At 66.8% G+C, this 11,494-nt stretch carries 12 protein-coding genes; all 12 read right to left on the bottom strand.

Translation table 11 applies throughout. The features are described from left to right. Positions 1-9: 9 nt before the first annotated feature. Positions 10-1,023, bottom strand: coding sequence for an ABC transporter substrate-binding protein (locus tag HQ312_RS18380; RefSeq protein ID WP_222640247.1), 1,014 nt, complete (start codon positions 1,021-1,023; stop codon positions 10-12). Between the two features lie 32 nt (positions 1,024-1,055). After that, positions 1,056-1,853, bottom strand: coding sequence for an ABC transporter ATP-binding protein (locus HQ312_RS18375; RefSeq protein WP_056449125.1), 798 nt, complete (start codon positions 1,851-1,853; stop codon positions 1,056-1,058). Then, positions 1,850-2,827, bottom strand: a complete 978-nt coding sequence (locus HQ312_RS18370; protein ID WP_261782434.1) for an iron chelate uptake ABC transporter family permease subunit — start codon at positions 2,825-2,827, stop codon at positions 1,850-1,852. The genes HQ312_RS18375 and HQ312_RS18370 overlap by 4 nt, the downstream gene beginning before the upstream one ends. 10 nt (positions 2,828-2,837) lie before the next feature. Continuing rightward, complete coding sequence (locus HQ312_RS18365; RefSeq protein WP_222640231.1) at positions 2,838-3,803, bottom strand: ABC transporter permease; 966 nt, start codon at positions 3,801-3,803, stop codon at positions 2,838-2,840. After that, positions 3,793-4,752, bottom strand: coding sequence for an ABC transporter substrate-binding protein (locus tag HQ312_RS18360; protein ID WP_222640224.1), 960 nt, complete (start codon positions 4,750-4,752; stop codon positions 3,793-3,795). The genes HQ312_RS18365 and HQ312_RS18360 overlap by 11 nt, the downstream gene beginning before the upstream one ends. Positions 4,753-4,850: 98 nt before the next feature. Further along, positions 4,851-5,096 carry a hypothetical protein gene (locus HQ312_RS18355; RefSeq protein ID WP_222640214.1) on the bottom strand — a complete coding sequence of 82 codons (246 nt, stop codon included), beginning with the start codon at positions 5,094-5,096 and terminating at the stop codon, positions 4,851-4,853. Between the two features lie 137 nt (positions 5,097-5,233). Beyond that, on the bottom strand, positions 5,234-6,322 hold the full coding sequence (locus HQ312_RS18350; protein WP_222640211.1) for a hypothetical protein: 1,089 nt from the start codon (positions 6,320-6,322) through the stop codon (positions 5,234-5,236). Positions 6,323-6,508: 186 nt separating this feature from the next. Beyond that, positions 6,509-7,924 carry a mycofactocin system GMC family oxidoreductase MftG gene (gene mftG / locus HQ312_RS18345; RefSeq protein ID WP_222640208.1) on the bottom strand — a complete coding sequence of 472 codons (1,416 nt, stop codon included), beginning with the start codon at positions 7,922-7,924 and terminating at the stop codon, positions 6,509-6,511. After that, positions 7,921-8,580, bottom strand: a complete 660-nt coding sequence (mftE, locus tag HQ312_RS18340) for a mycofactocin biosynthesis peptidyl-dipeptidase MftE (protein ID WP_222640199.1) — start codon at positions 8,578-8,580, stop codon at positions 7,921-7,923. Before mftE ends, mftG begins: the two co-directional genes overlap by 4 nt. A gap of 59 nt (positions 8,581-8,639) precedes the next feature. Beyond that, positions 8,640-9,896 (bottom strand): pre-mycofactocin synthase MftD, encoded by a 1,257-nt coding sequence (mftD, locus tag HQ312_RS18335; protein WP_222640192.1) that lies wholly within the window; start codon positions 9,894-9,896, stop codon positions 8,640-8,642. Positions 9,897-9,900: 4 nt separating this feature from the next. Then, positions 9,901-11,181 carry a mycofactocin radical SAM maturase gene (gene mftC, locus HQ312_RS18330; RefSeq protein WP_222640184.1) on the bottom strand — a complete coding sequence of 427 codons (1,281 nt, stop codon included), beginning with the start codon at positions 11,179-11,181 and terminating at the stop codon, positions 9,901-9,903. After that, positions 11,178-11,492, bottom strand: a complete 315-nt coding sequence (gene mftB, locus HQ312_RS18325; RefSeq protein WP_307095959.1) for a mycofactocin biosynthesis chaperone MftB — start codon at positions 11,490-11,492, stop codon at positions 11,178-11,180. Before mftB ends, mftC begins: the two co-directional genes overlap by 4 nt. Between the last annotated feature and the right edge of the window lie 2 nt (positions 11,493-11,494).

The raw sequence follows: 11,494 nt of genomic DNA, 5'->3' as shown, positions 1-11,494 counted from the left end.
GTGGCACTGCTACGCGGCGAACGTCTGCTGGATCTGGTCCAGCGTGGCCATGACCCCGTCGTAGTCGGGTCGGTAGCTCGTCGCCGGGAGCTCGTGGACAGTGCTCGCGGCGAAGGCCGGCAACACCGCGTAGGCCGGATCCTGCTTCAGCTGCTCGAGGGTGCGCCCGGCAACCGGGACGACGAACATCACCGGGGCGGTGGCGACGGAACCGAGCAATTCGGGGCTGACGATGAACGAGTCCCCGGAACCGTACAACTCCGGATTCCCGGCCTTGGTGAGAATGTCGTCGGCTTCGAAACCGACTTCCGACAACAACGTCGGCAATGCCGCGGTCTGCGGAATGAAGGAGGGTTCATTGGTGCTCAGCGACAGGAAACAGGCGACGGGAGACCCGGGAACGGTGATGGAATCCCTGACATCGGCGACCTTGTCCTCGTATGCCTGCAGGAGAGAGTCGACCTTGTCGCTCTCCCCGGCGGCGTCGGCGACTGCCGCGAGTTCGCCTTGCCAGGTGGTGACCGTGGACGGGATCAGCACGGTGGGTGCGATCGCGGCGAGCTGATCGTAGGCATCATTGGCCAGGATGGCGGAGTAGCCCTGCCCGCCACCGATGATGAGATCAGGTTCGGCCTGCGCAATGGCTTCGATGTTCAGCGATTCCCCCGCCGGCAGTTCCACTGTGCCCCGGGCCTCAGCCTTGTCGGCCCACTGTGGAGGGAAGCCGCCGTCGAGGTTGGTCACACCGAGCAGTCGGGTGTCGGTGATGGCGACGGGCGCGTCTAGTGTGTAGAGGTATCCGGCGAATCCGGCCGAGAGGACCGCGATGCGCTGGGGGTCGGCGGGCACAGTCACCTCCCCTTTGTCGGTGGCGATCACGCGGGTCTCGCTCGGTGTCGGCTCGACAGTTTCTGCGGTGTCATCGGCGGTCGAACTGCACGCGGACGCGCCGAGGACGACGAGCGCCATCGACGCAGCGGCGGCGAGGCGGACGCCTCGCCGGCGAAGGGGGGAGTGCACCATGGCGAATCCTTTCGAAAGCACTGTCGTGCGTGTCATGGTTGTGTCGAGGCCGCGATACGCACCTCGTTCCGAGGGCGGGCGTACACGGCGGTCCGCGCGCCGTCGATGTCGTGGACGCGCACCCGGGTATCGAACACGTCGCTCAGGATGTCGTCGTGCATGATCGCGCCGGCGGGCCCGCTGACGACGATCCGGCCGTCCCGCATCGCGACGATGTCGTCCGACCAGGCCGCCGCGAAGTTGATGTCGTGCACCACGAGCACGATCGTGCGCCCCAGTTCGTCGGCCGCGCGTCGGAGATGGCCCATCATCGCCACCGAGTGCTTCATGTCCAGATTGTTCAGCGGCTCGTCGAGCAAGACGTACGGAGTGTCCTGCGCGAGAACCATGGCGACGAACGCCCGCTGGCGTTGACCACCCGACACCTGGTCGAGGTGGCGCCCGGCGAGGGTGTCGAGGTGCAGGAAGTCGAGCGCACGGTCGACGTGTTCGTGGTCGTGTGCGCGGAGTCGGCCGCCGCAGTGCGGGAACCGGCCGAACGAGACGAGCTCGCGGATGGTGAGCCGCGCGGTCAGGTGGTTGTCCTGACGCAGCACCGAGACGATGCGGGCCAAGTCTCTCGTGGCCGTGTGCTGCACCACGGCGTCTCCGATGGTCACGGTTCCGGTGGTCGGCTCGAGCAGTCTGCCCATGATCGAGAGCAGGGTCGACTTGCCCGCTCCGTTGGGCCCGACGACCGAGGTGATGCCACCCTCTGCGATGGTGCCGCTGACCGGTCCGAGCACCGTCTCGCTCTGGTAGGTCTTGGAGACGTCCGAGAACGTGATCACAGTCTGCCTTTCCGGAGGACGACGACGAGGAAGAGCAGTCCACCCGCGAATTCGATGACGACCGTGAGGAAACCGGCCGCGTAGAACACGTGCTGCATGACGAACTGTCCGACGACGAGCGTGAGCATGCCGAGCAGGAATGCCATCGGCAGCACGTACTGGTGTTTGTAGCTGCCGGTCAGCTGATAGGCCATCGTCGCGACGATGAAGCCGAAGAAGGTCATCGGCCCTGCCAGCGCGGTGGAGAACGACACCAGCAGCGCCACCAGAACGAGCACGAGCGTCAGTTCACGCTTGTGGTCGACGCCGATGGTCGTCGCGGAGTCACGGCCGAGCAGCAGCGCATCGAGCCGGAAGCGTCTGCGCCACAACACCACTCCCACCGCGGCGCACACCGTGAACGCGAGGGGAAGCATGCCCGGATCCACCCCGCTGAGGCGACCGAACAGGCGAACGGACAGCAGGTCGTACTCGGTGGGGGAGAGCAGACGCTGCAGGAACGTCGAGAGGCTGTCGAAGGCCAGCCCCAGGACGACGCCGACGAGCAGCATCGTGAAGAGACTGCCGAGGCGACCGGAGAAGAGCCAGCGATAGAGGATCGTGGCGAACAGGACCATGGTGAGGGTCTGTGCGATCACTTTCGGGGTGCCGTCGGTCCGCGCGATGACGGAGCCGCCGAAGACGAACACCATGACGGTCTGCATCAGCACGTACAGCGAGTCGAAACCGACGATGGACGGAGTGAGCAATCGGTTGTCTGTGACGGTGTGGAAGACGACGGTGCCGAGCCCGTGGGCGAAGGCCGCGACGGCCATGGCGCCCAGCATCGTGGCGCGGCGTTCCACCGCGAACTCGAAGGAACCCCGGACGAACAGGAGAAGGAAGCAGGCGATCGCCCCCGCCAGCACCGCGGAGGCCACGAGAAGTCGTCGGCGCGGACGTGGTCCCGAGTCGGTGCGTACCAGCGTCGGCATCGAGGGTGATTCACGCAAGAACATGACGTCGCTGCCTCACCACGAGAAGGACGAAGACCGCGGCGCCGAGCGCGCCGAGAATCACCGAGGCTGGAATCTCCATGGGCGCGACCACCGTGCGCCCGATCAGGTCGCACGCCAGCAGCAGTCCGACGCCCAGCACCGCCACCCACGGGAGGTTCCTCCGTACGTCGTCTCCCAGGACCATGGACACGATGTTCGGCACGATGAGGCCCAGGAACGGGATGAAGCCGACCACCACGCTGGTGACACCGGTGCACACCGCCACCATCGCGACGCCGAGCACGACGGTCGCGTCGTAGTTCAGTCCGACCGTGGTGGCGAGGTCCTTCCCGAGGCCGGCGACGGTGAAGCGGTGCGCGAGCAGGTAGACGAGCACGGCGATGACGACGACGGCCCACAAGGGTTCGTAGAAACCGCGCACGATGCCGCTGAATCCGCCGGACCGCCACGCGGACATGGACTGCAGCAGGTCGAATGTGCCGGCGAGGAAGGTGGTGATCGCGCCGACGACGGCGCCCAGCATGATGCCGACCAGGGGGACCACCAGTTGTTGTTCCAACGAGATTCGACGCAGGACGCCCACGAACAACATGGTGCCGACGAAGGCGAACGCGGTGGCGATCAGCATCTTCGGCATCGGCCCCAGATTCGGCGCCAGCAACAGGGCCGCGAGAATGCCCAGCCCCGCCCACTGGCTCGTGCCGGCGGTGGTGGGCTCGACGAACTTGTTCTGAGTGATCATCTGCATGACCACGCCGGACACCGCCATCGCGACGCCGGCGAAGATCAATGAGAGGGTCCGCGGGACGCGAGAGATGAGGAACATCTCCCGCGCCACCGGGTCGGTGAGCAGTGTGCCGAGCGAGATGTCGAACTCGCCGACGAGCAGCGACGCCGCGACCAGGGCGGCGGTGACCACCGCCGTGCCCAGAAGTGCTGTCCTACGATGCATTCGAGAAGGCGTCCGCGAGCTGCTCGTACGTCTCGGCGTACGCCTGGATGCTCTCCCGGGTGTAGAAGTACGGATCGAGGTAGACGATCTGGTCCTCGGACGCGAACGTCGTGCGGGCGAACGCTTCCTGTGCATCGATCACCGACTTCGCCGGAGCGGCACCGGGTTCACCGGCCGCGGCGTCGCGGTCCAGCACGATCATCCAGTCCGGGTTCGCCGCGGCGACGGCCTCCGGCGCGAGGCCGGAGTCGCCGTGCACGTCGCCGGCCTCACCGGCGAAGACGTCGCGCAGGTTCAGTGGTTCGATGATCCGACCGATCCGTCCGGCACCGTTGTCGATCTTGCCGCCCGAGACGACGGACAGGAACACCGACTGGCCGGTGGTCCGCTCCGCCGCGTTGTCTTCGGCGGCGTCGAGAGCCGCAATGATCTCGGCCGCCTGCTCCTCGCGGCCGAAAACGACGCCGAGAGAGGCGGTCTGGCGCTTCAGTGACTCGACGTAACCACCCTCGGCATCGTCGGACGGCGCGATGTCCAGCGTCGGGGCGATACGACCGAGTTCGTCGGTGTACTCCGAGAAGCGGTAACCGCCGATGATGAGATCGGGTTCCGCCTCGTTCACGATCTCCAGATTCGGCTCCCTGTGCGTCCCCACGTCGAGGATGGCGTCGTCGTCGATCCAGTCCTCGAACCCTTCGTACGGCATGATCGGCTTGGGCAGCGCCACCGGTTCGACGCCGAACGCGCGCAGGGTCTCCAGCGACGTGTTGTCGAGGGCGACGACACGCTGCGGGTTCTGGGGGACCTCGACAGGTCCGGTGGCGGTGTCGATCGAAACGGTGGTGGCGGAGTCCGCGGACGTGGTGTCGTCGGTGCTGCAACTCGCGAGCGCGCTCACCGTGATCACGGTGGCGAGGAGGGCGAGGATCGGGGTTTTCGGGGTCTTCACGAGTCTCCAGGGGTGAGTTCTTGACCGAACCTTTACCCGCTGGAGAGTAACTACTTAGGTAAGGCTACGCAAACCCGTCCTGCGTGGCTGCGACGGTCTCAGCGGCCCGCGCGTGAATCGGCGTCCTGTCTGAGCCACCAACATGTCACCCCGTACAACGCTCCGAGCCACACGGCGGCCACCGTCAGCATGCCGCTGAGGCTGTTGCTGCCGGAGAACATCGCGACGGCGATAGCGACGATCAGCACGGCATAGCTGATGGCCACGACCACCACTCGGTAACTCGACCGGCCCACTGCGGCGCGGCGGTCGGCGAGGGAAGCGCTGAGAACGGAACTACTCATGATCAAGGCATACTCTTCCGTCCGAACCGGGGAGCGTTCGAGGCGCTCGCAAGGGGGCGCACCACGCTCAGTTCAGATCAACGGGTCCACCACCCCGTGCCTGGACGGTGTACCGCTCGCTTCGAGAATCTCACATCTCACTCCTTCTGCGTGTTCTCGTGTCGCTGGCGCTGTCTGGTTCCGTAGGCGGCTTCCTCGACTGCGTCGTCGTCTTCGAGGCCGGATCCGAGGGCGCCGCCGATGGTGGCGATGGAGGCGAGGAGCCAGCTGAGTTCGAGGTAGTCGGCGACGGTCGCGCTGTGCCCGAGGGTGGAGGACAGGACGTGCGCTCGGAGGGAGAGCCAGGCGGTGAAGAGCAGCAGACCGAACAGGGCGATGTGGAGGACGACGACGCCGATGGTCAGGGTGATGACGGTCGCAGTGTTGTAGAGCCTTGAGCGTTCGCGTTCCTCGTTGGATTCGGGCCGTTCCCACAGTTCGTGGTCGATGACGAGCCAGAGGATGAGCGCCACCGTCGACAGGATCGTCGCCGCACAGAGGCGCCATCCGCCCATGGTGTCGGCGAACGACCAGATGGTGCTGGTGGACAACGCGAATGCGCCGGTGGCGAAGGCGCCGACGAGCACCTTGGACAGGCCGGTGACCAGCCGCCAGGGCCGGTTGGCTCGCACCATTCCCGAGAGCAGCCGGAGCCTGCGCAGTCCCTTCGGTGCGAGGTACCGGGTGCCGGTCTCGTGCTGTTCGGAGGGGAATCGTCTCGTGCCGCTCGTCGGTGCGAGTTCGGGTTCGCCGAGGATGCGTGCGAGGGCGAGTTCGACGATGGTGGTGACGCGTCGAGCGAGGTCGATGGCGCCGACGGCGGCGATGGAGATCAGCGCGAACGCGTGATCGGCGCTGACCTCGCCGATCACGGGGACGGTGTTGTCGCGGCGGGGGAGGTCGGTGAGGTAGACGACGATGTCCTCGTGGTCGGAGTCGGAGTCGGTGTCGACGGTGTCGATCACGACGTCGAGCGAGGCGTGTTCGTCGGATACGAGGGGTTGTCGGCGCACGGTGGTGGTCCATCGGCGGGGCGGTGATCCTCGTTCGGTGAGGCGTTGGGGTAGGTGGTCTGCGAGGTACTCGGCGAGATCGGCGGGTTTGCCGGGGTCGGCGATGAGCAGTACCGATACGCCGTCTCCCGGTGGACGGGTGGGTCCTTCTCGGTGTGGGTCGTGGTCTGTCATCGCCCGGTGCTACCCGGTCGATCGACCGATAAATGTGACGACTGGCCGTCCGTGGTGGCTTTTCGCCAAGGCCGAGGTGCACGTGCAAATATCGAGCGGGCGGAGAACGCCGACACGGTCGACCTTGGGTGAGAACGCAGATTTCCGGCGCCGGGGATCTCGGAGCGCCCGAGGTGACACTGCGCGTCACAGTTGTCGTTCGCGATGCGATCCTGTGGTCGAGGGCTGACCGATCGCGAGATGCGCGGCGTGCAGTGCCGCCATCACCACCGTCTCGTGCGGCCCGACCGAGGGGACGCTCGGGAACATCGACGAGTCCATCACGTGGAGGCCGTCGATTCCGTGCACGGCGCAGTGGTCGTCGACCACGGAGAGCGGATCAGTGCCCATGCGGGCACTGCAGCACATGTGCGCCGACGTTCCGAGCCTGTCCACCAAGCGCTCCGCGCGAGCACTCTCGACCACGCCGAACGACGACGCGAGCGTTCGAGCCAGAGCGACGCCGGCCTGCAGCTCGGCTCTGTCTCGTGGTGAAGTGAGGTAGCGGTATTCGATTCGCGGCGCGGCGAATGGGTCGGCTGACACCGGCGAGATGCGTCCGCGCGAGTCGGGTCGCATGAGAGCAACACCCAGCACCGGATTCATCGGCGGCAGCCCGGATATCAACTGGTCGAAAGATGCTGTGTAAGGACGGATCTCCACATCACCGACGTGAAGGATGGCATCGAGAGCGCGTGTCCGTCCGCCGGACGTCGATCGAAACGGCACGTACGACACCGTCACCTCCGGGTGATCACGAAACCCCACTCCCACGCCGGGCAGCGTATGGTGCACGTCCACGCCCACGCTTCTGAGCAGTGCCGGGTCGCCGATGCCTGAATGCATCAGAAGCAGTGGTGTTCTCACCGCACCCGCGGTCAAGATGATCGTGTCCGCCCGGAGGACGAAGTGCCCGTCGTCGTCGGTGCCCGTGACGCCGACCGCGCGTGTCCCCTCGAGAAGTACCCGCGCGACACGGGTGCGTGGCCGCACGTCGACGAGATGGCGTACCGGCGCCAGATACGCGTGTGCCGTGGTGACGCGGTAGCCGTCCCGAACATTCGAGGGCACGGCCATCCACGCATCGGTGCCTTTCTCGGCTCGGCTGACACATGAAAACCCGGCTGACGAGCATGCCCGGGCGAAGGCTCGGCCGATCTCCGACTCGATACTCGCCGTGGGCACCATGTGCCGCTCGACGTCGTCGTAACGGCGCCGGACCGTGGGCCAGGACCATGTCGTCCGCGGCCAGGCGTCGAAGTCGGCAGAGGGGGCGCGGAGAAAGTACGCACCGTTGACGGCGCCGCTTCCCCCGAGGACTCGGCCTCTGGCCATGAATCCTGTCCGACCGGCGGAGAGCTCGACCTCGAACGTGTCCACCCGCTCCGATCCGGGCCCGATAGGCAGCTGCGTCGCAGAGCGCAGATCCTCGGCGTCAATGTCGGACTTCCCGGCTTCGAGAAGTGCGACGGTGGCCCCCGCCGCAGCGATTGTCGCTGCGACAACGCATCCCGCACTACCGCCCCCGACGACGACGACGTCGAACGAGTCACCGGTGGTCACAGTCGGCCGTGCGTGTCGGGAGCCCACGATCGAACGGCTGCGGCGAGGGAGTCCCGCATCGATGCCACGAGCAAAGCGCCCTCGGCGGCGCTCGCACCCCGAGGGTCGCCCAGAACACCGTTGCTGGTGATCGCGCTCATCCCCAGGGTGCGTAGGCGCGGAAGCAACGAGGCGATCGGGGCGGTGATTCCCACCTCCACAGCAGACTCGTCGACCAGGTTCGGTGCGAGATGCATCATGAGGGACGTTTCCGTACGACCGGCGTGGGCATCGCCGCCGGCGACCGCGCAGGGAAACCATGCGACATCTCGGCCCTCGTATCGCAGGAGACCGACCGCGGAGACGAGGGACGACAGGTTGCCACCGTGGCCATTGACGAACACCACTCGATCGGCCCATCGGCAGATGGATCGGCCGTACTCGACGAGGACAGCGGTCAGTGCTTCGGCTCCGAGAGAGACCGTGCCGGCGAAGCCCTCATGTTCGCCGCTGGCCCCATAGGCGAGGGCAGGGGCGAGAACGGCGTCATCGAGAGATCCCGCGACTGCTGCGGCGACGCGGGTGTCGGTGTCCAAGGGGAGATGCGGGCCGTGTTGCTCCAGCGACCCCACCGGCACCGCCACCAACCGAGCCCCGACCGTCTCGCGCGAGCGCATCGCTCCCAGGTTCGAGGACTGAGCGGGCCTCGACGACGACACGCTGAGCCGCCCTACCGTCAGGACGACCGACGTGCGGAGGTCAGCACGGTGGTGGCAGCATCGGACACTGCCGGCGCGGGCACGCTCTCGCCCAGCCGGCGAGTGAAGCCGTCCGGAACGACGATGTCCTGCGGGGTCAAGTCGTGGATCGAACTCTTGCCCATGCCGAGCAGCGCGCTGTCTGTGCCCATACGCAGCACATCCAGAACGTTCTCCACACCGGCCTGCCCGTTCGCGGCGAGCCCCCACAGATAGGCGCGGCCGATCATCACTGCGCGGGCACCGAGGGCGACGGCTTTGACGACATCGCTGCCGCGGCGGATTCCGCCGTCGAGTAGTACCTCGATCTCGTCACCCACGGCCTCGGCGACGGCGGGCAACATGCGGATGGTGGCCGGTGTGCCGTCGAGGTTGTTGCCCCCGTGGTTGGAGACGGAGATCGCGGAGAAACCGGCGTCGACGGCTCGGTGGGCGTCGTCGATGCGGGAGATGCCCTTGAGCATGAACGGGCCGTCCCACTGCGCACGGAGCCAGGCGATGTCGTCCCAGGACGGCGGCGGAGTCTGCTGCCACATGCCGTACGCGCCGAAGAACGTAGGTAGCTGAGGCGCGCCGGCGGGCAAGATGTTCGGCGTCGTCAGGTTGGGAACTCTGCCGGTTCGCGCGAACTTGTACAGCCAGGCGGGCCGGAGAATGCCCTCGGGTGCGAACTTGACCATGGCCGCGAGATTCATCTTCTCCGGAATGGCGGGGCTGCCCCAGTCGCGCCCGTAGGAGAACGACCAGTCGAGGGTGAGGATCATCCCCACCGCACCGGCAGTTTTCGCCCGTTCCATGCGGGCGACCATCTCGTCGCGGGTGCCCAGCCAGTAGACCTGGAAGAGTGTTTGCGGGTTGGCCGCCGCCACGTCCTCGACCGACTTGGATGCGAACGAGGACAGGCCGATGGCGGTGCCACGTGCCGCCGCCGCACGAGCCACGGCGACCTCACCGTCGGGGTCGACCGCCTGAACTCCCGTCGGCGAGATGATGACGGGCATGGAGATGTGCTGCCCCATCACCGTTGTCGACTGATCACGCTGGTGACAATGTCCGGCGACCCTGGGTGCGAATCCGAGTTCGCCGAAGGCCGCGAGATTGTCGTCGTAGGTCGTGCCACGTTCGGAACCGGCGATCAGTGCGGAGTACACCGATGCCGGGAGTCGCTTCTTCGCTCGTCTCTGAGCTTCGGCGACAGTCTCCATCCAGGCGGGTCGTGACCAGGGGGTGCGCATGGTGTCAGTCCTTCTCTCGAGGCATCCCCGCAAGGGGACTCTCGTCACACAGTTTCGGAGCCGGTCGGCCTCCGCCCTCCACGAGGGCGGGTGCGCCGTCGCGGCGGGTGAGCAGCGTCAACGGAATCGACGCTTTCGGGGTGGACCGCTTGCCGGTGCGGGAGTGGTCGACACTCGACTTCGGAACGGCGCCGCGGTCGGCGGCCAGGGCGGATTCGCCGTAGCCCTGTACACATTCGGGGTCGGGGCCGTCCATAGGCAGTCCGGTGAAGAACTTCGCGGCCATGCACCCGCCGCGGCAGGCGTCGAAGTGCGCGCATTTCGTGCAGGCGCCGGACGTCTGCGGTGAGCGCAGTTCCTGGAACAGTTCCGAGGTCTGCCAGACGGCCTGGAAGCCGCCCATGTCGGGGGTGGCGTCGCGGACGATGTTGCCGGCGAGGAACTGTTCGTGGATGGCGAAGGGGCAGGCGTAGACGTCGCCGATCGGGTCGATCAGGCACACCACTCGTCCTGCGCCGCAGAGGTTCAACCCCGGCAGGGCGTCGCCGAAAGCGGAGAGGTGGAAGAACGAGTCGCCGGTGAGCACACCGTCGCCGTTGGCGACGAGCCAGTCGTAGAGCTCGCGCTGCTGTCCGGCGGTGGGGTGCAGGTCGTCCCAGACGTCGGCGCCGCGGCCGGACGGTCGCAGGCGGGTGATGCGCAGGGTGGCGTCATAGGCGTCGGCGAGGGCCTTGAAGTCGTCGAGCTGGGAGACGTTGTGTCGGGTGACGACGACGGAGATCTTCGCGTCGCGGAACCCGGCGTCCTTCAGGTTCTTCAGGGCGCGGACGGCCATGTCGAACGAGCCGGGGCCGCGGACGGCGTCGTTGACCTCGGCGGTGGCGCCGTCGATGGAGATCTGCACGTCGACGTAGTCGGACGCGGCGAGCCTGGCGGCGACCTTCTCGTCGATCTTGACGCCGTTGGTGGAGAACTTGACGCCCACCTGGTGGGCGGTGGCGTAGTCGACGAGCTCCCAGAAGTCCGATCGCACAGTCGGTTCGCCGCCGCCGATGTTGACGTAGAACACCTGCATCTTCTGCAGTTCGTCGATGATCGACTTGCACTGCTCGGTCGACAGCTCCCTCGGGTCGCGCCGCCCGGAGGAGGACAGGCAGTGCACGCAGGAGAGATTGCAGGCGTAGGTGAGCTCCCAGGTCAGGCAGATGGGGGCGTCGAGGCCGAGTTCGAACTGGTCGACCAGGCGGCCGACCGGTTGCTCGGGGCGGGCGAGGGTGGAGGTCATGCCGGGCCTTCCTTCACGGGAGTGGGAACGATCATCGTCGAGTCCGCGAGAGCGGCGAGTGCCTGCGCGTAGCGCGGTATCGCCGATTCCTCGATTCCCATGGCCGACATCGCGGATCGTGCATCCGGATGCGACGACAGCGAGGTGACCAGTGACACGATGACGGCGTTCTTGAGGAACGAGAGCTTGCGGGTCCCGAAGTGATACAGCAACGCCCCGAACGGTTCCGGGCGCAACGCGACCTGAGGATTGAGCTGCCACGCCAGGGCCAGGTCCACCGTTCGGGGCGATGCAGCGAGCACGTCGGTCACGG

Source organism: Rhodococcus sp. BP-316 (assembly GCF_019836105.1).
Lineage (GTDB): Bacteria > Actinomycetota > Actinomycetes > Mycobacteriales > Mycobacteriaceae > Rhodococcoides.
Note: the sequence above shows the minus strand (reverse complement) of the source record. Positions and strands in the feature narration are given on the sequence as shown.